The sequence below is a fragment of the Providencia sp. 21OH12SH02B-Prov genome, assembly GCF_027362595.1.
In the GTDB taxonomy this organism is placed as follows: domain Bacteria; phylum Pseudomonadota; class Gammaproteobacteria; order Enterobacterales; family Enterobacteriaceae; genus Providencia; species Providencia zhejiangensis.
Genome location: NZ_CP114797.1, coordinates 80,029 through 104,154, shown reverse-complemented (window position 1 = coordinate 104,154; position 24,126 = coordinate 80,029). Strand labels below are relative to the sequence as shown.

The 24,126-nt window shown below is 50.3% G+C and carries 19 protein-coding genes and 2 pseudogenes; 14 read left to right on the top strand and 7 right to left on the bottom strand.

What is annotated here, in order from left to right; all coding sequences use genetic code 11:
- Positions 1–20: 20 nt before the first annotated feature.
- The 10 genes and pseudogenes from O7C57_RS20560 to O7C57_RS20515 all read left to right on the top strand — a co-directional run bounded on the left by O7C57_RS20560 (position 21) and on the right by O7C57_RS20515 (position 8,871).
- On the top strand, positions 21–302 hold the full coding sequence (locus tag O7C57_RS20560; protein ID WP_000575657.1) for a hypothetical protein: 282 nt from the start codon (positions 21–23) through the stop codon (positions 300–302).
- Between the two features lie 298 nt (positions 303–600).
- Positions 601–1,137: a hypothetical protein gene (locus tag O7C57_RS20555; RefSeq protein WP_000949433.1), complete on the top strand. Its 537-nt coding sequence runs from the start codon at positions 601–603 to the stop codon at positions 1,135–1,137.
- 2 nt (positions 1,138–1,139) lie between these two features.
- Complete coding sequence (locus O7C57_RS20550) at positions 1,140–2,150, top strand: tyrosine-type recombinase/integrase (RefSeq protein WP_000543934.1); 1,011 nt, start codon at positions 1,140–1,142, stop codon at positions 2,148–2,150.
- A 4-nt stretch (positions 2,151–2,154) separates the two neighbouring features.
- A complete protein-coding gene (locus tag O7C57_RS20545) occupies positions 2,155–3,024 on the top strand; it encodes a 3'-5' exonuclease (protein WP_000997323.1) in 870 nt (289 codons plus the stop codon).
- Positions 3,021–3,512 carry a hypothetical protein gene (locus O7C57_RS20540; RefSeq protein ID WP_000139717.1) on the top strand — a complete coding sequence of 164 codons (492 nt, stop codon included), beginning with the start codon at positions 3,021–3,023 and terminating at the stop codon, positions 3,510–3,512. The genes O7C57_RS20545 and O7C57_RS20540 overlap by 4 nt, the downstream gene beginning before the upstream one ends.
- A 316-nt stretch (positions 3,513–3,828) precedes the next feature.
- Positions 3,829–4,704: a DNA replication terminus site-binding protein gene (locus O7C57_RS20535; RefSeq protein WP_001097010.1), complete on the top strand. Its 876-nt coding sequence runs from the start codon at positions 3,829–3,831 to the stop codon at positions 4,702–4,704.
- Positions 4,705–4,856: 152 nt separating this feature from the next.
- Positions 4,857–5,897 carry a DNA-binding protein gene (locus O7C57_RS20530; RefSeq protein WP_000101568.1) on the top strand — a complete coding sequence of 347 codons (1,041 nt, stop codon included), beginning with the start codon at positions 4,857–4,859 and terminating at the stop codon, positions 5,895–5,897.
- Positions 5,897–6,175, top strand: a complete 279-nt coding sequence (locus O7C57_RS20525; RefSeq protein ID WP_000101263.1) for a hypothetical protein — start codon at positions 5,897–5,899, stop codon at positions 6,173–6,175. The genes O7C57_RS20530 and O7C57_RS20525 overlap by 1 nt, the downstream gene beginning before the upstream one ends.
- Positions 6,176–6,183: 8 nt before the next feature.
- Positions 6,184–7,548: pseudogene (locus O7C57_RS20520) on the top strand (UvrD-helicase domain-containing protein); the annotation flags it as partial.
- A 618-nt stretch (positions 7,549–8,166) separates the two neighbouring features.
- Positions 8,167–8,871 carry an IS6-like element IS26 family transposase gene (locus O7C57_RS20515; protein WP_001067858.1) on the top strand — a complete coding sequence of 235 codons (705 nt, stop codon included), beginning with the start codon at positions 8,167–8,169 and terminating at the stop codon, positions 8,869–8,871.
- Between the two features lie 53 nt (positions 8,872–8,924).
- On the opposite strand, the pseudogene O7C57_RS20510 reads toward O7C57_RS20515, so the two are convergent.
- A pseudogene (locus tag O7C57_RS20510) lies at positions 8,925–9,611 on the bottom strand (IS4-like element ISVsa5 family transposase); the annotation flags it as partial.
- A gap of 142 nt (positions 9,612–9,753) precedes the next feature.
- On the opposite strand from O7C57_RS20510, the gene aac(3)-IId reads away from it, so the two are divergent.
- Together aac(3)-IId and O7C57_RS20500 are read left to right on the top strand one after the other, a co-directional pair.
- The gene (gene aac(3)-IId / locus O7C57_RS20505; RefSeq protein ID WP_000557454.1) at positions 9,754–10,614 is read left to right on the top strand and encodes an aminoglycoside N-acetyltransferase AAC(3)-IId; all 861 of its coding nucleotides are present in this window, start codon (positions 9,754–9,756) and stop codon (positions 10,612–10,614) included.
- Positions 10,615–10,626: 12 nt separating this feature from the next.
- The gene (locus tag O7C57_RS20500; RefSeq protein WP_257697249.1) at positions 10,627–11,169 is read left to right on the top strand and encodes an AAA family ATPase; all 543 of its coding nucleotides are present in this window, start codon (positions 10,627–10,629) and stop codon (positions 11,167–11,169) included.
- A gap of 481 nt (positions 11,170–11,650) precedes the next feature.
- Here O7C57_RS20500 and O7C57_RS20495 read toward each other — a convergent pair whose 3' ends face one another.
- The 6 genes from O7C57_RS20495 to O7C57_RS20465 all read right to left on the bottom strand — a co-directional run bounded on the left by O7C57_RS20495 (position 11,651) and on the right by O7C57_RS20465 (position 22,194).
- Positions 11,651–11,842 (bottom strand): hypothetical protein, encoded by a 192-nt coding sequence (locus tag O7C57_RS20495; RefSeq protein WP_000951934.1) that lies wholly within the window; start codon positions 11,840–11,842, stop codon positions 11,651–11,653.
- Between the two features lie 198 nt (positions 11,843–12,040).
- Positions 12,041–15,058: a Tn3-like element IS3000 family transposase gene (locus O7C57_RS20485; protein WP_021740570.1), complete on the bottom strand. Its 3,018-nt coding sequence runs from the start codon at positions 15,056–15,058 to the stop codon at positions 12,041–12,043.
- 143 nt (positions 15,059–15,201) lie between these two features.
- Complete coding sequence (locus O7C57_RS20480; RefSeq protein WP_065800143.1) at positions 15,202–16,473, bottom strand: MFS transporter; 1,272 nt, start codon at positions 16,471–16,473, stop codon at positions 15,202–15,204.
- 5 nt (positions 16,474–16,478) lie between these two features.
- Positions 16,479–17,882 carry an efflux transporter outer membrane subunit gene (locus tag O7C57_RS20475; protein ID WP_048822810.1) on the bottom strand — a complete coding sequence of 468 codons (1,404 nt, stop codon included), beginning with the start codon at positions 17,880–17,882 and terminating at the stop codon, positions 16,479–16,481.
- Entirely contained in the window at positions 17,882–21,028 is a 3,147-nt protein-coding gene (locus O7C57_RS20470) for an efflux RND transporter permease subunit (RefSeq protein ID WP_048822809.1), read from the bottom strand. The genes O7C57_RS20475 and O7C57_RS20470 overlap by 1 nt, the downstream gene beginning before the upstream one ends.
- Before the next feature lie 5 nt (positions 21,029–21,033).
- Positions 21,034–22,194: an efflux RND transporter periplasmic adaptor subunit gene (locus tag O7C57_RS20465; RefSeq protein WP_048822808.1), complete on the bottom strand. Its 1,161-nt coding sequence runs from the start codon at positions 22,192–22,194 to the stop codon at positions 21,034–21,036.
- A 128-nt stretch (positions 22,195–22,322) separates the two neighbouring features.
- Here O7C57_RS20465 and O7C57_RS20460 point away from each other — a divergent pair, with 128 nt between their 5' ends.
- Both O7C57_RS20460 and O7C57_RS20455 read left to right on the top strand, forming a co-directional pair.
- Entirely contained in the window at positions 22,323–23,060 is a 738-nt protein-coding gene (locus tag O7C57_RS20460; RefSeq protein ID WP_048822864.1) for a response regulator, read from the top strand.
- On the top strand, positions 23,057–24,118 hold the full coding sequence (locus tag O7C57_RS20455; RefSeq protein ID WP_065800145.1) for an ATP-binding protein: 1,062 nt from the start codon (positions 23,057–23,059) through the stop codon (positions 24,116–24,118). Before O7C57_RS20460 ends, O7C57_RS20455 begins: the two co-directional genes overlap by 4 nt.
- Positions 24,119–24,126 lie beyond the last annotated feature (8 nt).

Sequence of the window (24,126 nt, the reverse complement as noted above, 5' to 3'; positions counted from 1 at the left end):
TTTTACAAGGAGCGCGACCAGTGATTTTTGATGTAAGAGCGACCTTTGAAGTGGCACTCCAGACGGACACCCACCTGGTACTTATCGATCTGGATCAGGGAGCATCAGTTACGAACGATGCTGATGCAGTGATCGCCTGGTTGGCCGCAAACCTCGAAGGTGGAATTGGAAAACGTAAGGTGTACTACCGGGACACCGATGGACGCTTTGATGAGCTCAAGGTTAATGCCGGTGCTTTTGCCGGATTTGCACCTTGTAGCGAAGGCCAGCAGACCACCTTGGCTGGGATGCTCGGCCAGTAACTTTGTGTGGAGAACTCGATGTTAAACAAAAACAAATTTGAGAAAGTTTTAAAGAGAATCCTCGATAAGAACTTTGAGCGCTGCTCTATTTGCAGGAAACCATTCCCTGGACCGTGCCATACTTTTGCTGGTTTGGATTCGGACAATAAAGTTCAGAACGTAGGTTCTTGCTGTCGGACCAGTATTGTGGACTTGCGGCATGGAGGTGTGTATACGACCGCTCCTGTAGATACTCAAGAGGGGCAAAGTCAGGCGCATGAGCTACTCGCAACACATCCTTGTAAGGGGATGATGGGGCATGCTTAGCAAAAAAGTCTTTTTCATTAGTCAAGCGGAGGCCGAAAGACTGGAGCCGGTTCCCGGTGCGGCCATGATCTCCATAACTGACCCAGACAAGTCCCCTGCCGCTCTCGGACAGTGGGGGCAGTTGTACCGCGATAGCTTCTATGACGGCGGCTATTCTGAGAACACCATCCACACGATGAAGGCAGCGTTCCGGATGAATTACGCCTCTTACATTGACTCATCCCAGGCTGAAAAGCTGTCCACCTTCCTGGATGGATTGGTTGGTAGCGGTATCGATCAGATCTTCGTTCATTGCTATTACGGAGAATCCAGAAGTGGCGCGGTAGCGCTGTACCTCCAGAACAAACATGGATTCACTCCGAATAAGCCGATCACCAAGCCCAACCGAACAGTTTACGAATTGCTGTGCAATCCAACCAAGTTTGAACCACTGATGCAAAGCTACGAAACGCAACATATGGAGGAGGAACTACCTCTTCACCTCAAAATATGGGATTTTCTTCTCGTTGCGGTCGGGCTTAGGAGGTGACTTTGCACGACACAAACAATGACAAGGAAGAGCTAGTTTCACATGCGAAAGTAAATGTTCCGGCAGAACAAAGCATTCGCGGTGAACTGTTGCCGTCATCGAGCTCGCTCCGGAACATCCAGGACAACCCCGCCGTCGCCTATCTGGTGAGCCTCGGGTCAAAGCGAAGCAGGCAGACCATGAGCTCATTCCTCAACATTGTCGCCAAGATGATCGGGTTTCAGAACCTTCGTGACTGTGCATGGAGCTCAATGAGGCGGCACCACATATTGGCGGTGCTGGAAATGCTGGGGGATGCAGGGAAGGCTCCGGCAACGATCAACACCTACCTGTCAGCGCTCAAAGGGGTGGCTCTTGAAGCCTGGACGATGAAGCAAATTGATACGGATAGCTTCCAGCACATTAAGCAAGTCCGTTCAGTACGTGGATCTCGACTTCCTAAAGGGCGGGCACTTGAACGCCATGAGATTCGCAGCCTCTTTTTCACATGTGAAAGTGATTCAAGCGCCAAAGGGCTTCGGGATGCGGCCATTCTCGGGGTGCTCCTCGGGTGTGGCTTGCGCCGCTCGGAAATCGTTGCGCTGGACATGGGAAGCATGATCTACAAGGACCGCGCTCTCAAGGTTCTTGGCAAGGGCAACAAAGAGAGAATGGCGTATGTGCCTGGTGGCGCATGGAAAAGACTGGATAAGTGGGTTGAAGAGGTTCGAGGAACGCATGAAGGGCCTTTATTCCCGAGGATCAGGCGGTTTGATGATGTGACTGGAGAGCGGATGTCGGATCAGGCCATCTACCACATCTTGGAGACCAGAAGAGTTGAAGCCGGTCTGGAGATGTTTGCGCCCCATGACCTGCGACGCACCTTTGCCTCCTCGATGCTGGATAACGGTGAGGATATTGTGACCGTGAAGGACGCAATGGGCCACTCAAGCATTGCAACTACCCAGAAATATGACAGACGCGGCGATGAGCGTTTGAAGAGAGCGAGCCAACGCCTCGATATAGCGGATTAACAGCATGAATGATGAAGAACTCGAACTTGCCAGAGCCGAAGCCATGAAAGCCGATAGGTGCTTTTCAAAAGGACGGCTCAGGGACGAATTTCGGATGAAGCCTAAGCCAGGAGTAGAGCCAGTTTCGTTCTACAAAAACGGGTATGGTGGCCAATTTGGAGTGTACCGGATAGCAGATTGCCAACCAATGCGGAGAAGGGGTTGTTCACCGGCATCACAAAAGCAAATAAGGGCGCAATCCATCCTTTCGGTCAAGGCAAGAATGCGTAGCAACCTGGCAAAGGCCTCTGTCATGGCACAAAGGTGGGTCGCTCTGGAACCTCTGGTTCTCGATACCGAGACGACCGGACTTGGTGAAAGAGACCAGGTGATCGAGCTGGCTGTTACTGACATCAGAGGCGCGGTTCTCCTCTGCACCAGATTACGGCCAACCGTGGAAATAGACCCTCAGGCAATGGGTGTTCATGGCATCACCGAGACTGAGCTGTCGAATGAGCCTACGTGGACTCAAGTTGCGCCAGCTCTCGCCCGGCTTTTGTCGGGCCGTCATCTGGTGATATTTAACTCCAGTTTCGACAGTAGGATGTTGAGGCAAACAGCCAGTGCATTTGGAGACCAACTCTCTTGGTGGCAAGAGCAGAACTGTCTGTGCGCGATGAAGCTGGCGGCTGATGCCTTTGGCTCAACCAACCGGCACGGCACAATCTCACTTGCGGATGCCACCTGCGAGGCAGGTGTGAGCTGGAAAGGTCGAGCCCATTCAGCAGCGACCGACGCTATTGCCACCGCCGACTTGGTGACAGAGATAGCCAAAGTCCAACGTGACCTCGTGGTCCAGCTCCAGGAGCTTCAAAGCAAAGGTAATTTGGAATGACAGAACAATCCTACGGCGAAAGCCTCAAATTTTTCTCAGACTGGCAGAAGGACCCCGCGAAACGCACCGGCCTGAATGTGCAACACACGCTAACCAGAGGTGAATATCCTACGGTCAGCATCGAGATTGCGCCGATCAGGGCATCGGGGTCCAGCCCAGACTGGAAAAGCAAGATCACGGTGCAGCTCACTCGCGGCGAACTGACGGCGTTTTGCAGCGTTCTCTTTGGTTTGCGTAGCAAGGCTGAGGGTTCCTATCACGGCGACGCGAAGAATAAGAGCTTTGCGGTTTACAACAACGGCAAGGCCGGTGTTGCGATCATCCTTAGTGAGCGAGGAAACCAGCTCCAGAATTTCATCAATGATGACGACCGAATGGAGCTCGCAGTCTTCGCAGTTCGCCAGCTTTCCAACGCATGGAAAGTTACCCCTTCTGATGCCATCGCGCTGCTACGCCAATCAGCGTGGATGGACCGAAATTTGTCCTAATCGAGCAAATCTAGGCACCCTAAAAGTCGTCCTATAACCACAAAGTTAGACCATCATGCAAAGTGGGGTATAGAGGGTGCCAGCCCCACCCCAGCAGTCCCCCTCAGCCACATTTCTGGCTTGCCCCGCGCTTTTCTTCTTTCTCTCTTTTTCTCTCTCTTTCTCAATCTAATCTCACACACGAAGGTCAAACAGGGCACCCGCCGACGCGAAGCGGAGGCGTATTCTTGCCCCTCCCCCTCATTGCATGATGGTCTAAATCTGTCTACTATGTAACCAATGAACTGTTAGAACAAACCCACACATAGGCGGCAGCATGGCTAAAAACTTCATATCAGAACAATTCTCGGCCATGTGCCGCGACTTAACGAACCTGTCCTCTCTTATCAAACGACTACCGCCACGGTACGCAAAAGTTGCGGCCATCCCTCCTACCGGAAAAGGAATGGAGAACGAGCCCGTCAACAAGATTGTCGTAACTGAACAAACTGGGCGCGAAGCTCTTGAGCTGGCAGCGCACAGCTACAGAGATCTTCACATCAACCCAGACTATTCGCAGAAGTCTGCCAGGCGCACCGTGGGGGTACTCTGGTTCTCCCCTTCCAGGATTGGTGTAGCTGACGAAATTGCGGCGACGGTTGAACGCATCAACGCGGCCAAAGCTGGTATCGAGGAGTTCATTATCTCGACGTACCCCACCAGGCAAGAGAGGTTTGAAGCACTTCGAGCGGACTGCCCTGGTGTCATGACTCTCCACCTTTACAGACAAATTCGGTGCTATACCAATGGCGACATCGACTCTATCCGCTTCACCTGGCAACGGAAGGACTCCTTGAAGAAGCCCGTAAAAGAGGAGCTTTTGCAACGCATCAGAGAGGAGCTGGAGCGATCTGGGCCAGACTATCAACTTCCCCTGGAGCAGCTTATCCAGAAGATCGCCAGCACCCCGGAGCCTTATCTCCGGGAGCGAAGGGAAGTAAAGGTTCAACCGGTGGCAAACGTCATGGCCGCAGGGGTACTCAAAACCGTTACCGCGCCAATGCCCCTGATCGTGCTCCAGGATAAGGATGTTCAGCTCAAATTGCTTCGTAACTTTGACGCCTCAGAACAACGCAAAACTCGATCTGATAAAGCGGCATCGGAAATCCTTGGCACCTTCGGTGGAGTCACTATCGAATCCTTCCCTGGATGAATCAGCGTGACCGCGTAACAAGGCTTTTCCGCAGCCGGAAGGGCTTTGTCCCACACAAACAATTCCAATCGACAGCAGCATGATATATAATTATGATAATTACCGTATTATCGTAATTATCGTAAACATTACAAATTAAAAGGAACGTTCTCATGGCAAGAAAATTGGTTGAGTTTGACGATGTAGCGGCTGCGGCCCAAAAGCTCAAGGACGCCGGTAAACGCCCAACGGTCATCGCTATCAGAGACATCATTGGCAAGGGGAGCTTTACCACCATTTCAACGTATCTCAAACAGTGGTCAGAGGAACACTCCCTCGATGAAGAGCTGGTAGAGGTAGTCCTTCCAGAATCGGTTATGAGCGATGCTGAGCTCTTCCTACAGAAGATCTATACGGTAGCCAAAGCAAGCGCCGATGAACAGCTTGAGCGCGAGCGTGAACTGCTACGACAGAAAGAAATTGAGTACCAGGAAGATATGCAGCAAGCCGTGGACATGGCAAATGATGCCACCGAACGGGCTGAGCTACTGGAAGAACAACTTGAAGCTCTCACCAACAAAAAATCAGAGCTCGATGCGGCCCTTGGTAAGGCAGAAAACTCGCTATCCCTCAAGTCTGCGGAGCTAGAACGCTCACTGGCTGACATTGATAAGCTGGAAAAGCGGATCGTTGAGTTGGAGGGCAAGCTGGAGGCGAAAGCCGCAGATCTGACCCGAGCACAGGATCACCTGGAGCAAGCTAAAAGCGAAAATCGCTCTTTGAGCCAAAAATTGGCAACTACAGAGGGTGAGTTGGAGGAGCAAAAAGGCAAGAGTATAGAGCAGACAGAAAAGCTCCGGGCCGCTCAGGAACAAAAAACATCGTTGAAAGAGCAGCTCGAAAATGTACAGGCCAAACTGGCCCAATCACAGGACTCCCTTGCCACAGCCAAAGCTCATGGCGAATCCGCTGAACGAGAGTGCCAGCGCCTATCTGGAGAGGTAGAAAAGCTGGACGCCAAATTATCCAGCGCCGAAGCAGAAGCTCGCGCTCTTGTTCAAGACAAAGGCATGATGGCTGGTCAGTTGCAGGAAAAAGACCAGCAGGCCAAGAGCCTCGAACAAAGACTCAATGATGCACTGACCAAAATTTCTGGGTTGGAGCAAGAGCTCGCTAAAGCTGGTAAGGGAGGGAAAAAGAAAGAGGAAAACTGATGGCGCGAAAGGCTAAATATTCAGAAGAGTGGCGACACAGAGCTGCGGCTCTTCAAACCAAGATTGAGGAGGCTATGACACTAGCCACCTCATCTATTGGCGACTATCGCTGGTTACACCGTCTCCATAGTTGGGTTACGGAGGTGGCTCAAGGTAAAGCCCCAGACTGGTGGACAGATCTGGATTGTGAAGTATCCCTCCCCCGAGAAGAAAAGCGGATCAGTACGTTCCTCTCGACACAAAAGAAGCGCATCACTCTCCAGATGTGTTTGTCGTAGGGGGCCTCATGAAACAACTTCCTCCTGACACACCAGAACAATCACTGATCACTCAGTACAAAGGGCCTCGCCTTGTCGTTAAGGCCTACGCTGGAACGGGTAAAACCACGACACTGGTGAAGTACGCCCACAACAACCTCGATTCACGTATCCTCTACTTGGCATACAACAGGGCTATCCGCGACGAGGCAAGAGAAAAGTTTCCTGCAAACGTAGACTGCAAAACGTCCCACCAGCTTGCCTACGCCACTATAGGAAGGGGCTACCAGCACAAACTCTCCGGCAACCTAAGGCTCACCGATATTGCCCAAGCGGTGAATACCAAGAACTGGACGTTTGCCAAAGATATTCTCGATACGCTCAACGCCTTTATGTGTAGTGCAGACATGCGGATTCTTTATACGCATTTTGCTCGCGCCGATACGGGTAAAGTGCTTACGTCCAAACAGGAGAGATACCAAATCCAGGTGGTCGAAGGTGCTGAGCTCATATGGAAACGGATGACAAACGTTCAAGATCCGTTCCCGACCGTACACGATTGCTACCTCAAACAGTATCAGCTCGGGATGCCGAATCTGTCTCGCCGGTACACCACCATTCTTTTTGATGAGGCACAAGACGCTAACCCCGTAACAAGTAGCATCGTCCTACAGCAGAACTGCAAGGTAATCCTGGTTGGAGATCGCCACCAGCAGATCTATAGGTTCAGAGGCGCAAACAACGCCCTTGATAGCAAAGAGCTCATGAACGCCGACCAACTCTATCTCACTCATAGCTTCCGCTTTGGCCCCAACGTTTCGCTGGTGGCAAACGCCCTTCTTGAACTCAAAGGTGAAACACGACCTGTTGTTGGCCGGGGACCAGCAGATCAGGTACTCATGTTTTTACCAGGTGACGTGGGCCACCGCGCAATACTTCACCGAACCGTCATGGGGGTTATAGAGACGGCGCTCTCTGCGACCGAATCCGGAGCGCAGGTATTCTGGGTCGGTGGAATCGACGCTTACCAGATCAATGAGCTCCAGGATTTGTACTGGTTTTCGATGGCAGAGCCAGACCGGGTAAAGAATAAGAAACTGCTTGATGAGTATGAAGACTACTTCGAGTATCAAGAAGTAGCGAAGGCGACCAAAGACCCTGAGATGATGAGGGCTGTCAAGATCATCAACAGCTACGATGAAATCCCTGAACGACTCACCACTCTACGACGCAATACAGTCAAAGAAGAGTTTGGGGCTGACATTACGGTCTCAACAGCTCATCGGTGCAAAGGGTTGGAGTGGGACTTTGTTCAGCTCTATGACGACTTTCCGGATGTCCTGGACCCAGAGCTCGACCCAATGGCCCGTGACGATGAAATAAACCTGCTCTACTGGTTAATTGCATTTACTTTACCACCTCATTGCAACCGCTCCTTACCACGTGTTGCAAATTAATCGCACCACCACTTTCACGGAAAGTACCACTTCGTCGGAGCGTGGCTTTGTGCCAAAAGCGGCGATTACAATTCCTTCTTGTTAATGGTCTTCTTTCGGCTATAGAGCCGACATTCTTGATAACTCTGCTCAGTTTCATCGTTTCTAATAATTAACTATTGAGATTAAGGCGAACATATGCGGATGAACATATCGACTAGAAAGTACCTATTCGAGCTGCATCCGCACTGTTGAATTTAACTAAGTTCAAGGGGTTCTAGGGATTTTCCGTCCAAAAACGACAAAGTGCTCTGGAGGCCGCGCCGTCCGTGGCCTCCAGAGGGGTATTACTTTTCGCTGACGGGTAAATATCCCTCGATTGAGCGCATAAGCTCCTCCAGATCTGGCAATTTTTCGCTCAATTCGAAGTGGTAAGTCCCCTTGAGGTTAATGTTGTGCCAGGCCACAGGGGATGCCTGTTTGACGATATCTATTCTCTTGGTATCTCCTTGGGGCACTGTTGCAAATAGTCGGTGGTGATAAACTTATCATCCCCTTTTGCTGATGGAGCTGCACATGAACCCATTCAAAGGCCGGCATTTTCAGCGTGACATCATTCTGTGGGCCGTACGCTGGTACTGCAAATACGGCATCAGTTACCGTGAGCTGCAGGAGATGCTGGCTGAACGCGGAGTGAATGTCGATCACTCCACGATTTACCGCTGGGTTCAGCGTTATGCGCCTGAAATGGAAAAACGGCTGCGCTGGTACTGGCGTAACCCTTCCGATCTTTGCCCGTGGCACATGGATGAAACCTACGTGAAGGTCAATGGCCGCTGGGCGTATCTGTACCGGGCCGTCGACAGCCGGGGCCGCACTGTCGATTTTTATCTCTCCTCCCGTCGTAACAGCAAAGCTGCATACCGGTTTCTGGGTAAAATCCTCAACAACGTGAAGAAGTGGCAGATCCCACGATTCATCAACACGGATAAAGCGCCCGCCTATGGTCGCGCGCTTGCTCTGCTCAAACGCGAAGGCCGGTGCCCGTCTGACGTTGAACACCGACAGATTAAGTACCGGAACAACGTGATTGAATGCGATCATGGCAAACTGAAACGGATAATCAACGCCACGCTGGGATTTAAATCCATGAAGACGGCTTACGCCACCATCAAAGGTATTGAGGTGATGCGTGCACTACGCAAAGGCCAGGCCTCAGCATTTTATTATGGTGATCCCCTGGGCGAAATGCGCCTGGTAAGCAGAGTTTTTGAAATGTAAGGCCTTTGAATAAGACAAAAGGCTGCCTCATCGCTAACTTTGCAACAGTGCCGAATTTGGCATGAGATTGGATTGCTTTTAGTCAGCCTCTTATAGCCTAAAGTCTTTGAGTGACTAGATGACATATCATGTAAGTTGCTGATAGGTTTCCAGTTTTCCGCTCCTAGGTCTGCATATTGTACTTTTCCTCTTACTCGACTTAACCAGTACCAACCCAGCTTCTCAACGGATTTATACCATGGCACTTTAAAGCCAGCATCACTGACAATGAGCGGTGTGGTGTTACTCGGTAGAATGCTCGCAAGGTCGGCTAGAAATTGGTCATGAGCTTTCTTTGAACATTGCTCTGAAAGCGGGAACGCTTTCTCATAAAGAGTAACAGAACGACCGTGTAGTGCGACTGAAGCTCGCAATACCATAAGCCGTTTTTGCTCACGGATATCAGACCAGTCAACAAGTACAATGGGCATCGTATTGCCCGAACAGATAAAGCTAGCATGCCAACGGTATACAGCGAGTCGCTCTTTGTGGAGGTGACGATTACCTAACAATCGGTCGATTCGTTTGATGTTATGTTTTGTTCTCGCTTTGGTTGGCAGGTTACGGCCAAGTTCGGTAAGAGTGAGAGTTTTACAGTCAAGTAATGCGTGGCAAGCCAACGTTAAGCTGTTGAGTCGTTTTAAGTGTAATTCGGGGCAGAATTGGTAAAGAGAGTCGTGTAAAATATCGAGTTCGCACATCTTGTTGTCTGATTATTGATTTTTCGCGAAACCATTTGATCATATGACAAGATGTGTATCCACCTTAACTTAATGATTTTTACCAAAATCATTAGGGGATTCATCAGCGTATAGTGTTTTGCAGTTTAGAGGAGATATCGCGATGCATACGCGGAAGGCAATAACGGAGGCGCTTCAAAAACTCGGAGTCCAAACCGGTGACCTCTTGATGGTGCATGCCTCACTTAAAGCGATTGGTCCGGTCGAAGGAGGAGCGGAGACGGTCGTTGCCGCGTTACGCTCCGCGGTTGGGCCGACTGGCACTGTGATGGGATACGCGTCGTGGGACCGATCACCCTACGAGGAGACTCTGAATGGCGCTCGGCTGGATGACGAAGCCCGCCGTACCTGGCTGCCGTTCGATCCCGCAACAGCCGGGACTTACCGTGGGTTCGGCCTGCTGAATCAATTTCTGGTTCAAGCCCCCGGCGCGCGGCGCAGCGCGCACCCCGATGCATCGATGGTCGCGGTTGGTCCGCTGGCTGAAACGCTGACGGAGCCTCACGAACTCGGTCACGCCTTGGGGGAAGGATCGCCCGTCGAGCGGTTCGTTCGCCTTGGCGGGAAGGCCCTGCTGTTGGGTGCGCCGCTAAACTCCGTTACCGCATTGCACTACGCCGAGGCGGTTGCCGATATCCCCAACAAACGGTGGGTGACGTATGAGATGCCGATGCTTGGAAGAGACGGTGAAGTCGCCTGGAAAACGGCATCGGATTACGATTCAAACGGCATTCTCGATTGCTTTGCTATCGAAGGAAAGCCGGATGCGGTTGAAACTATAGCAAATGCTTACGTGAAGCTCGGTCGCCATCGAGAAGGTGTCGTGGGCTTTGCTCAGTGCTACCTGTTCGACGCGCAGGACATCGTGACGTTCGGCGTCACCTATCTTGAGAAGCATTTCGGAACCACTCCGATCGTGCCTCCGCACGAGGCCGTCGAGCGCTCTTGCGAGCCTTCAGGTTAGAGGCCGTCGACAATGATAATCTGGATCAACGGACCTTTCGGCGCCGGAAAGACGACGCTCGCTAAGCGGCTGCGCGATCGGCGTTCCAAATCGCTGATCTTTGACCCCGAGGAAATCGGGTTCGTGGTGAAAGAAACGGTCCCCATGCCAGCGAGCGGAGACTATCAGGATCTCCCCTTGTGGAGGGGACTTACGATCGCGGCGGTCAGGGAGATTCGAAGGAATTACTCGCAGGACATCATCATCCCAATGACGCTCGTGCACCCGGACTATCTGACTGAGATACTCGACGGGGTAAGGCGGATCGACGATCAGCTGCTGCACATCTTTCTGACGCTCAACGAGGACCTATTGCGTCACCGGATCGTGAACCAGACCATGCATCCTGACCCGAATCGAAATGCGGAGATTCGAGAGTGGCGATTAGCGAATGTCGCCCGATGCTTGGCCGCAAGGGAACGGCTTCCATGCACAACCCGTGTTCTCGATAGTGGTGCACACACCAGCGATGAACTCGCAGCGATGGTGCTCGACGGAATCGATGGGCGCACCTGATCGCCTTCGACGCCTGCGCAAAGCGTAGCGCGAGGGTGGCGGGCTCACGACCAAACGCCCAGAGGTCGATCATCGCAGGGATGTTTGGCTTTGTGGTGCGGACGACGGGACTCGAACCCGTACTCTCACAGAGAAGCAGATTTTCGTACCACCTCGACTTTCGCCGCCGTCTGATGACGTTCGTGGTCTGGACTGTCCCTTCGCCATTGCCCGAAGGCTTTAGGCGCCGCCCGTCCAGTCTCTACACCTTCCCCCGAAGGGGCTTGGCTCGGGATTGGCTTAGGGTATTGCCCGTTAGCGTTCCCCGACTTTGAGCGGTTCTACTCCGCGGATTTCCCCGCGGGCACTCCAATTTTAAAGTCTGCTGCGTCTACCGATTTCGCCACGTCCGCCTTTTTTCGCCGTTCCTAGCGCTCGTGCGATGCACCTATGTTGCACCTAGCGCCGAATCGTTCTTCGTCATCCTGAAAAACCACGTCTCCTAAAGCCTTGCATAGCTTATCTTTTCTCCACCACGAACTTTTTTGTGGGATGGTAGAAAAAAAGACTTTTTAAGTCCGCTGGCTTGCCAGGCCTTGTTAGCTTGTACGGTCATGGTTATCGGGTAAAGAATATTGACGGCATCGCTGGTGTCGGTGGCTGAAAAGCCGGCTCCCATCAGGGCAATAGCCATTTCAGATGCAGGCGTACAGGGCAATGGTCAACAGCTACAGCCTGTCTGACGATTCCGGCGTCATGGCTGCGGCGGCTATCACGCATTTTTTGTTCGGTCAGGCGGTGTTTTCGTACCTCAATGGGGTTCTAGGGATTTTCCGTCCAAAAACGACAAAGTGCTCTGGAGGCCGCGCCGTCCGTGGCCTCCAGAGGGGTATTACTTTTCGCTGACGGGTAAATATCCCTCGATTGAGCGCATAAGCTCCTCCAGATCTGGCAATTTTTCGCTCAATTCGAAGTGGTAAGTCCCCTTGAGGTTAATGTTGTGCCAGGCCACAGGGGATGCCTGTTTGACGATATCTATTCTCTTGGTATCTCCTTGGTATTCGAAGCTGGTCAACAGCTGGCTGAGTATCCTGGAGTTGAAGTAAACGATGGCATTGGTGACCAGGCGAGCGCACTCATTCCATAGCTGGATTTCTTCGTCTGAACTGCCCCGGAACTGATCCCCATTGACGCTGCTCACGGCCCGACGCAGTTGGTGATAGGCCTCTCCCCGGTTCAGCGCGCGCTGAACATAGTTTCTTAAACTGGCATCATCGATGTAGCACAGTAGATAATTCGCTTTCACCAGGCGATTGTATTCCGTCAGGGCTTCCAGCAGCGGGTGATTGCGCTTGTACTCCGAGAGCTTTCTCACCAAGGTGGCTTGCGTTGTTTTCCGCTGCTTAAGTGATACTGCAATCCGTTGGATGGTATCCCAGTGCTGCGCAATACGATGGGTATTGATTGGCTTTTTTAAGCACAGCTGAATTCGGTGTTCTTTGTCTTCCTTGACATCAAACATGTCATTGATCACTTTGCCAACCTGGGCATAGCGTGGGGCAAACTGGTATCCGAACAGATCCAGTAACGCGAAGTTCACATGGTTCACCCCATGGGTATCGGTTGAGAGCACATCCGGAATGATGTCTGACGTATTGCTCATCAACAAATCAAAGATGTAGTGCGATTCATGTTCGTTGGCGCCGATCACTCTGGCGTTGATCGCAGCGTGATTGGCGATCAAGGTCATGGCAGAAACACCTTTTTGAGTGCCAAAGTACTTCGACGAATAACGGGTTTTGAAGGTCTCGCGCCGGGCTTCGAACTTTTGACCATCGGCACTGGCGTGGATCACATCTTCCTGGATGTTGTAGTACCGGAAGATGGGTAGCTTGGCTGTCGCGTTATTGATGTTGTCGTTAGCAGCATTCAATGTTTCCAGGCGAAGATAGTTCGCCTGGATAGTGCTGAGCTGATCATAGGTACGATCAGAGATCTGTGCCATGCCGTAAATGCCTTGATTGGTTGCATTGCCGACCAGAATTGCCAACAGGTCATATTCATGGGAACGGCTTCTGGATTGGGAACCCAGCACATGAGCGAAGCAGTCAATGAAACCGGTGTCACGATCAACCATGCGCAGTACATCCGCAATCCCCGTTGTGGGAATTTGCTGGAAGAAGGGATTGTTGACCAGATGATGTTTGCTGGCCGAAGGCAGGCGCCAGAAGCGTTTACCCTGCGGATTACGCAAGATGATATTCCGGTTGTCTTCCTGTTCAAGATATTCGCCGACTTCGTACAAACGGGTATCCAATTCCATGGCCATCTGTTTGATCAGCTTTTCAGGCTCCTCCGCTAATTTTGTAAAATGGCTCTGTTGAAGCAGCGTATATTTGTTTTTTCGCCAATGTTCCCCGTCGATCAGGTCGGCGTCGAGTGCCCGGTATTTAGTGATATCAGGCAGCGTCAGCTGGCCATTCAGGCGATCAGGAATCTGTTGATAGAGGAACCACTCATAACGATCGATCAGGATATTCCCTTCACCATCCAGCAGGAATTCACGTGATTTTTTGGAAAGGAGTCTGGTGTCGGCAGTTTGCAACTGAGCGTCCTGGCCGTTGAGTTCGTTTTGTGTTTTCGCCAAGGCGGCCGCTAAGTGCTGGGTGCCGTCGCAGCCTTCGAAGCGCAGACATAGGAACAACTCTCGCAGCAAACCTTTCCGCAGACTTTCTTTCTCGTCGCAGTACTGCCACATGGCTTCATCGACCGATCGTCGCTGCTCGTTCAGGAAGAGACATACAGATTCCAGATCCCTTTTGGTCAGCAGGCTCAGTGCTTGCTGTCTTACTGTTGCAAACGGTAGTTGCAGATCAATGCTGTCATCAATGAACAGGTGCAGTACTTCAGCTGCCTTGCTGACATTTTTAGCTGCTTTTTGCCAATCCTTAAACACCGCTTCCTGCGCATAATCCTTTGCCTTCTGTTTGGTCTGTCTGACATGATGCACAAAGCCATCGGCAATACGTTCCAGCGCTTGCTGCCATCGCGTTTGAAGATAGCACAATAAATACAGCCATTGGCTGCCTACGGTTTGACGTTTCAGTTTGGCACCGTAGTAGTCGACTTTCTCTGCCAGGTGTTGCAGATTTTTCTGCGACAGTGATAGCGTGCTCAACAGCAGATCCACTTCCGGCATCCAATGCTGGATATGGCGATAGACAATCAGTTCTTTCTCCAACTCGGTTCCGGTGAAGTTACGAGCCGATTGTCGCAACTGTCGGAACGGCAGTGGACCTGTGCCGTTCACGAGCTCCGCCAGTGCTTGCTTAAGACCGCGTGACATTGCACGCTCAAGGTGCGCGGCCATGTGTTCCTGTTCGTCTCCCACCACCTGACTGATGATCTTTTGCAGCGTGCTGTAGGCAGGGATTGCGATCTTCTGCCCCGAACAATATTCAATGGCCGCATCGAAGAGGTGCCTAGGCGCTGTCCAGGCTCTGGCTTGCTGGGATAAGTAATCTCTCAACGCCGCTCCATGGTCTTTGACATTCCAGCGCTGGTAGTTGCAGAGCTGGAAAACACGTTGGTAAATCCGTTCGTTCTCTTTTGGCGTGAGATTAAAGGGTCTACAGCCTGGGCCTGGTAGAACGGTTTGATAAACGTATTTGAGGTCCTGCTTGATCTGATGAAAGCCGGGATTCAGCACCACCGGCTTGGCTTTGAAATAGCCCAGCAGTACCACCAGCATGTAACGCTGGCCCCGATGACGGAGGCTTTTAGCGATCGCCAGTTCCTTATCGTTCAGCGAGAAAAAGAAGCGTTGGTCGGCGGAGGTGAAAGCGGGGGGTCCATATAACTCATCTTGTTCTGCCTCGGACAAGATTTGGACACGTTCTTCGAATGCCATGGATTTAGCCCAAAAAGACTAAATCTTACTCAAACAGAGCCCAAATAGGGATCTCGAAAAAAGTAATACCCCTCTGGAGGCCACAGACGGCGGGGCCTCCAGAGCACTTTGTCGTTTTTGGACGGAAAATCCCTAGAACCCCTTCAACGTCCAAGTTTCAGTAACTTTGGCGAAAAGAAGCCACTTACACTGACTAATCCGCCTAAAATCCCCGCTACAAGAAAAATAGCTCTGACATCAAAAATTTCTCCCAGAGGTGTTATCAGCAACAACCCAATGGGAGCCGCAAGGCTCATCATCGAGTTCATAATGGACAAAACACGCCCTTGAAGATAATTTGGGATGATGGTCTGCAACAATGCCGTCAGAGGCGCACTACCGAAAACAAAACACACACCACTGATGACCCACCACGCAACGGCAACGCCAAATAGGCTGGATGGAACCAGTGCCGTTAATGCGACGGCAAAACAAGACGTAGCAAACCCTGCCAGAATCCAGTAAATAGGGGTTTTTAATTGCATAGCAGCAACAGCTAAGCCACCCAAGACCATCCCTACACCCGACAAGCCCTCCATCAAAGCCACTTGATTAGCGCCGCCGCCAAAATATTGTTTAACCAACAGCGGTAATAATGTAAATGACGGCATAATCACAAGCACCGTCGTCGCCAGCAGCAGGAATAATCGGGCTAGTCCCGGCGTGTTGCGAATGGTATCAATACCTTCTTTGAACTCACTGACCATACTTGTATCAGCCTTACGGACTGCACGACTCTGAGGAATTGCGAATATCAACAGTGGTATCACAGCACAAAGTGCAGTGAACACATCTATAGATAGGGCCCAGCCGATTGGCATGACACTTATAGCAAGGGCCCCCAGCGGCGCTGCAATGACCACTGTCATGCTTTGTAAAGCCTGATTAAGTCCAGCGGCTCGCATCAAGAAACTTTTGGGGACTAGCATATATGTGCTCGCCGCCGCAGCTGGTGCCTGAAATGCTTGCATCGCACTGCGGATCCCCAACATCACCCAGATATGCCATATTTCGATACTTTCGGTATTAAACAGCACGATGAGCACCACCATGCATATCGCGCTGACAACATCAGGAATGATCATCAAAAGTCGGCGGCTGTAACGGTCTGCAAGTACTCCACCCAGAGGACTAAGCAAGGCTTGTGGCAGTAAAGCCACAATACCTGCAATAGCCAACGCACTGACACTGCCGGTGGTATCCGTGATCCACCATAGCAGCACAAACTGAGTCAGGGCCGATCCACACAGAGAAAGCGCCTGCCCAATAAAAATAGCCCAAAACCTTAACGGCCAATCGGGACCGGGGTCACTTTGACCACATGTATCGCGGTCAGAAAGATCCCGAGTAGGTTCAGACGCTGCCTGATTCAACATGATACTTAGTGTACTCCCGTCTCTGCTTTATTTAAAAAGGAGCCACCAAGGGCTTTATACAAAGCCACATAGTTCGCGAGCTCCGCACCACGCAAATCAATCAGAACCTGACGTTCGGCATAAAGTTGACGTTGTGCATCAAGTAGTTCTAAGCGGCCATCAACACCTGCTCGGTATCTAAGCAGGGATAACTCCGCTCGTTTAGACGCGCTACTTACGGCTCTCTTTTGTGCCATTATTTGCAGTCCAAAAGTCTCCAAACCGCTTAATCCGTCAGCCACATCTTTGAATGCCGTCTGGATGGTCTGTTCATAAGATATGACGGCTCCGGATTTTCGGATCTCCGCCAAGCGGAGTTCCGATTTCAACTTACCAGCATTAAATATCGGTATATTAATTTGCGGGGCAAAACTCCAAACCCGGCTGTCACTATCAAACAGATTCTTCACTTCTGAACTGCTATAACCTGTTGAAGCCGTCAGCGAAATCCGTGGAAAAAATGCAGCCCGAGCTGCGCCAATATCTGCATTTGCAGCTTTCAGATTTAACTCGGCTTGTACTACATCTGGACGATTAAGGATTAATTCTGACGTTAAGTTGGCAGGCATCACCTGAAGTGGCTGAGTTTCTAACACTGACTGTTTTGATAAACCTTCAGGTAGTGTTTTTCCTATCAACAGCTGAAGAGCATTGTTAGATAGGGCCAGCACACGCAGCCGGGCCTGCAAATCAGCTTCAGCACTCGCAACCTGTCCTTCGGCTTGCGCAACATCTAAGCCACTGCTTTGTTCAGCGGCTCTCAGTTGGCGAGCTAACAGCAGTGAATGCTCCCAATCAGCCAAAGTCTGCTGTGCAAGCAAAAGTTGCTCTTGAGCAAGCAACTGTGCGTGATACGCATCTGCAACCGCACTTATTAAAACCAACTCTGCTGATTTTTGCCCCTGTTCCGTTGCAAGATACCGGTAAAAGGCTGCTTCACTCATTGAGCGTGCATAACCGAACAAGTCTATTTCAAAAGCGCTCGTCCCCAAGCCAACTCCGTGTTCAGAGGTTGTACTTACACCTCCGGTATCATTCTCTCCACGCTGGCGAGTTCCGCTGATTGTGGCATCAACAGAGGGCAACATATATGAACGCTGGATACCATACTGAGCCTTTGCAGCGGCCACGTTTAAAGTAGCCAGCCGCAAGTCTTTGTTATTTTCCAGCGCTAAACCAATTAACTGCTGCAACCTTGGCTCTTTGAACACAGATTGCCAAGACAAATCCACTGCCGATTTTTGCGACACGTTTTCGGTATTTAGCTGGTTGTAGTTCAGCGTATCTACTGGTGGCCTCTGATAATCGGGTGCCAGTGTGCATCCGGTTAGCAAAGATGCGCAAAGCAGGCTAAAAATATTTAACTTCATTACACCGACTCCTCGTTGCTCGCTTGAGGTTTGCTAGTTGCTTTCTTGCGGGATGCAGAAAAACGCTCTTGGATACTCATGACAAGTACGAAGAATACCGGAACGAAGTAAATTGCAAGCACTGTGGCTGTGACCATTCCTCCAAAGACACCAACACCGATAGCTGCCTGTGTTTCTGCACTTGCACCAGAAGCGAAAACTAGTGGCAATACACCAAGACCAAATGCAAGTGACGTCATCAGGATGGGTCTTAATCGCAGTCTGGAAGCTGTCACCGCTGCGTCAATTAACCCATGACCTTCTTCACGAAGCTGCTTCGCAAACTCGACAATCAAAACAGCGTTTTTGGCCGATAAGCCAATAACGGTGATCATACCAACTTTGAAGAACACGTCATTTGACATTCCAAGCAGCAATACCGAACCTACAGCGCCGAGCAGGCCTAATGGCACCACCAGCATTACTGAAACCGGAATAGCCCAGCTTTCATATAAGGCTGCAAGTACCAAAAATACGACTAACATCGAAAGAGCCATGAGCATTGGCGCTTGAGAGGCTGACTGCCTTTCTTGCAAAGACTGTCCTGTCCAAGCGATATCAAAACCCGGAGGAAGCTGAGCTGCGAGGCGCTCCATTTCGTCCATCGCCTCGCCACTTGAGAATGTCGGAGCAGCACCACCGGCGATTCTGACCGAGGGTAGTCCTTGAAAACGCATCAATTGTAATGGTGTCGCCCCCCATTTAGGTGTAACGACTTCTGATAGAGCAACCATGCCACCACTGACATTTCGGACACGTAATTTCAGAATGTCTTCAATCTGCATCCGAGATTTTGAGTCAGCCTGAATAATGACTTGTTGCATCCGCCCACGGTTAGGGAAATCATTGATGTAACTCGACCCCATTGCCGTGGAGAGCATATCGCTGATTGCAGCAAAGGACACACCCAAAGCCTCTGCTTTCTGCCGGTCAATATGAAGAGTGATCCCAGTACCCGCAGGAAGACTGTCGGCATAGACCCCGGTAACAATTTTACTGTTGTTAGCGAGCTCTAACAGCTTGGCTTGTGCAGCTTGAAGGGCTTCATACCCCTGATTACTGCGGTCGATCAAGCGCATAGAAAAGCCTGATGAATTGCCTAACTCGTCAATAGCAGGTGGCATGATACTGAACACCAATCCTTCACCAGCGGTTTCGGCCATGGTCATGTAGGCGTAGTAGACTTCCTCCCACGCATTTGCACCATTTCGTTCATCCCAGTCCTTCAGCATGGTAAAACTAACCGCTGCATTGGTGCCAGAGCCAGACAAGCCGTAACCTAGGATCGATATATTCGATTTAATACCCGGTCTTGTTGCTACGTACTCTTCAAAAGATTTCACCACCGCAGAGGTGCGTTCAGTGGTTGCATCTGAAGGCAGTAAAAAGCTGGTAATGAAATAACCCTGATCTTCTTCAGGCAAAAAGGCTGACGGTAATTTACCAAAAGAGTACACCAGCATGCCGACCAGCAGCGCAAACATCAGCATTACCCGACCAATCCGCTTGGTCAGTTTGCTGACTCTCACACCATAGCGATCTGTCATCCGGTCGAACCGACGATTAAACCAACCGAAAAATCCCGTTTTCTCGGCATGGCCATGGCTGATTGGCTTTAACAATGTGGCGCACAGAGCAGGCGTGAAAGTTAATGCTAAAAAGGCAGAGAATAAAATAGAGATGGCCATTGAGAGCGTGAATTGTTGATAAATCACGCCAACGGAACCGCTTGCTAAAGCCATTGGAATAAATACGGCGGTCAACACCAGCGTGATACCAATAATTGCCCCGGTAATTTCTTTCATTGCTTTAACGGTAGCATCACGTGGCGACAGACCCTCTTTTGCCATTAAACGCTCGACGTTTTCGACAACAACAATCGCATCATCCACGATGATACCGATAGCCAACACCATCCCGAACATCGTGAGGACATTGATAGAAAAACCGGTTAACATCATAACGGCGAATGTACCCAGCAACGCGATTGGAGCGACAATTGCTGGTATTAAGGTGTAGCGGACATTCTGCAAAAACAGGTACATTACGAGAAACACAAGAACCATCGCCTCAATTAACGTATGAGCGACTTTCTCAATCGAAATTTTTGCAAATGGCGCAGTATCGAAGGGAACTGAATAACTCATCCCAACGGGCATCGTCTGCTGAAGCAACTGCATGCGCTCTTTAACACGCTCAGAGGTCAGTACTGCGTTCGCGCCGGGCGCAAGTTGTATAGCAGCTGCTGTTGCTGTTTTTCCGTCTTCTCGCGTCAGAAATGCGTAAGATTGAGCACCTAACTCAACACGAGCAACGTCGCCCAATACCAGTTTTGCACCACTTCCCTCAGCGCGAAGCACGATGTTTGCAAATTCTTCCGGAGTTTCTAACTGACCTTTCGCCATTAATGGGATTGCAACTTTCTGTCCCGCAGGCGCTGGTTCATCGCCAAGACGGCCCGGTGCAATCTGAATATTCTGCTGAGTGATCGCATTAGAAAGATCGGCCATCGACAAGTTATAAGCAGTGAGTTTTACTGGATCGACCCAAATCCGCATCGCTTGCTCGGCACCGAACAATTGAACGCGACCAACACCTTCAATTCGGCGTAACTCTTCGATGACGTTTCTGGCCATGTAATCAGAAAGCGCCGTGCTATCGAAGCGATTGTCATCGGATTTAAGGCTGACAAGCATCAAAAAGCCCGAGGATGCAGCTTCGACAATCAGACCATTTTGTCTGACAGTTTGCGGCAAACGGGCTTCGATGGTTTTTAGTCTGTTTTGCACATCGACTTGCGCTAACTCAGGATTCACTCCGGGTTTAAAAGAAGCAGTGATAGTAGCTGCCCCTGACGTATCAGAAGATGACTCAAAATAGAGTAGATTCTTTAAGCTCGACAGTTCTCGTTCGATAAGACCGAGCACAGAATCATTCATCGTTTGGGGAGTTGCACCGGGATATACGGCTGTGATGGTCACCTGAGGCGGAGCAACTGAAGGATAGCGCTCAATCGGTAGCTGAGGTAATGCTATCAAACCAGACATGATGATAAAAAGTGCAACAACCCAAGCAAATACGGGGCGGTTAATAAAAAATTGCGGCATCTTAACTACTCCCGCTCGCCGGTTGAGGTATTACTGCTGATTGCAGTATCGACAGTTGGTTGAACTGCGTTCGACGGAGTCACTTCAGCACCTTCACTCATTCGGTCGAGGCCGCTAACAATCACCTTGTCGCCAGCCGTAATACCCTTTTCGATTCGATAGCTGCGATCAATCAACTCTCCGAGCTGAACATGGACCTGACGCACTTTATTGCCTTCAGACAGCAGCCAAACCCATGCTTCGTCTCCGGTTCTGGTTACCGCTTCCTGTGGTACGAGTAAGGCATCGTCGAAACTGGCCAGTGTGAGTCTGGCTCTTACAAACATACCGGGTAGTAACTCACGCTTTGTGTTGCTCACCAAAATACGCACCAACACATCGCCAGTTGCCTCATCAACGGTCAATCCCGAGAACAAGACTTTGCCTTTAACATCGAATGGCTTGCCACTGGCTTTTAGAATTTCAACATGCAATTCTTTTTTACCAGCCTCGGTCGCCTCTCTTAGCAAATCCAGTGATTCAGCAGGCTGGCGTACATCGACGTAAACCTCGTTGATTTGTTGTACCTTTGCCAGTGAAGTGTTGTCACTCGGACCGACCAAAGCTCCCTCAGAAACAATTGATTGCTCGATGCGACCGTTGATCGGCGAATCCACTGTTGAAAATTGTAAATCCAATTTTCGACGGGATAGCTCTGCTTTAGCCTGAGCAACCTCGGCAGCAGCCTGATCTTTGGCAGACACGGCGTCATCGTAGGTTTGCCTGCTAACGGCATCTCCTTCAACCAGCGGTTGCAAGCGTTTGACTTGAATTTGCGCTCTGCTCAGTGCAGCCTCGGCACGCATCAAAGCCGCAGCAGATGTTTCTACGTCAGCCTTAAACGGCGCTGGATTGATTTGGAAAAGTGGCTGGCCAGCATGAACCTCTGCACCTTGAACAAATAAGCGTTCTTGAATAATACCAGTGACTTGTGGTCTGATTTCGGCAACACGAACAGGCGCAACACGCCCGGTTAAATCATCGGTCAGTGCAACACGCGATGGCGTTACTTCCAGAATAGAAACTGGTGGCGGTGGTGTTGTCATATCTGGCATTTCGGGGCTACACCCTGTTAAGGTGAGCAGTAACAAAGCATGTATTACATTCAGCTGCTTAGTTGATTTCATCAAATGTCCTCTTGAGCTATAGTCCGGAATTCTGTTTACATCTCAGTGTAGACAAAGAGTGTTGGCGTTTGAGGGAGCCAATGTGGAGGAATGATGGAGAAACCGTATTTATGTCAGAAAACTTTAAAATGACGACTCTCGCTCTATCTAGCCGAGGTGAAAAAACGCTTGGTTCCCCCTTGATCCTTATTGCTGAAGATGAGGCTGATATCGCTGATATCCTCTCCGGTTACTTGCGAAGAAGTGGGTTGCGATGTGAGATTGCCGAGGATGGCCGACGAGCGCTAGACCTGCATGCAACACTAAAACCGGCACTGGTATTGCTGGATATTCAAATGCCGCAACTCAATGGCTGGCAGGTCCTATCCGAGATCAGAAATCGGGGTAATACACCTGTCATCATGCTCACCGCTATGGATCAGGATATTGATAAGTTGATGGGGTTACGGATGGGGGCTGACGATTATGTGGTGAAACCATTTAATCCTGCCGAAGTGACAGAGCGAGTGCTGGCGGTGCTTCGTCGTGTATCCCCTGAATCGCAAAAATCCAACAATCAGGTGCTCAAAGTATCCCCATTTCATATTGATTTGGAAACGTACGAGGTATTCATCGACAACCCCGATAGAAAACAAATATCGCTGACCATGACGGAGTTCAAGTTATTGGTTCAACTTGCAAAATCACCAAGAAAAGTATTTAGCCGGGCAGAGCTTCTAAGTCATTGCTTACCTGAGAGTGACGCTTTAGAAAGAACTGTCGATAGCCACATCTCTAAGCTTCGGAAAAAGCTAGAAAACCTTGGTGTAAAGGGGATCCCGTCTGGTTTAAGAGGTGCCGGTTATCGGTTATGGAGCCAAGAATGAAGTTGGTTGGTTTGAGTCGGCAAATTGCATTTTCAATGATGGCAATTGCCTTGGGGGTGATACTTTTAGTCATTTTTACTGCATATATTTTTTACTACTTTTGGGACAAATATTGGCCTGAAAATGTTCCGGTCAACAGCTTAGTGCCGACTGTGCCGGAACTATTTTGGATGCTGGGTACTACAATCGCTGGACTGGTGCTGGCCGTATGGGTTGCTTTGAGCTTATCCAAACGGATCCTCACTCCACTAAATTCACTCGCAGCCGGGATCCGAAGCCTTGCCAAAGGAGATTTGAGCGCGAGAGCTGTTGCCGATGATGAGTCTATGGGTGAAGCATCCCAGTTGGCAGCAGACTTTAATCATTTAGCTGAAAAGTTGCAAAAAATGACGGAAGAACAACGCTTCTGGAATGCGGCAATTGCTCACGAGTTACGGACACCTGTCACGATTTTACGTGGCAGGCTGCAAGGTCTTGTTGATGGTGTTTTCCAGCCGGACATAATGCAATTTAAAAGCTTATTAACTCAGGTTGAAGGGTTAAATAGGCTGATAGAGGACATGAGGGTTATCAGTTTGGCGGATAGTGGCAACCTGTATCTCAATAGAGTCAACACTGATATCAAAGATGAAATTGACTCTGCAATACAGTTCTCTGGGATTTTTTCTGACGACAGTAAATTCACGCCCTGTATCAATATCGACGCAATGATTGTTTCTTGTGATCCCGTTAGAATTAGGCAAGCAATGCTTGCGCTGCTGGACAATGCAAAAAAGTACTCTAGTTCAGGCCGGATCTATATCAGTTTGGAGAAGAAAAACCATAATTATCAGTTAAGTGTGCAAGACGAAGGTCCGGGGATCCCCCCAGATTTTCTGCCGCATATTTTTACACCATTCATGCAAGCCCCTGATAGTAAACGCAATGGCAGTGGTTTGGGGTTAGCTGTCGTCTCAGCGATTGCCAAAGCGCATGGAGGTTATGCAACCTGCACATTATCAGCTGATGGCGGCACAATTATCTCCTTGTGCTGGCCTGAGCCAGAACATATCGAATGATGTGGTCT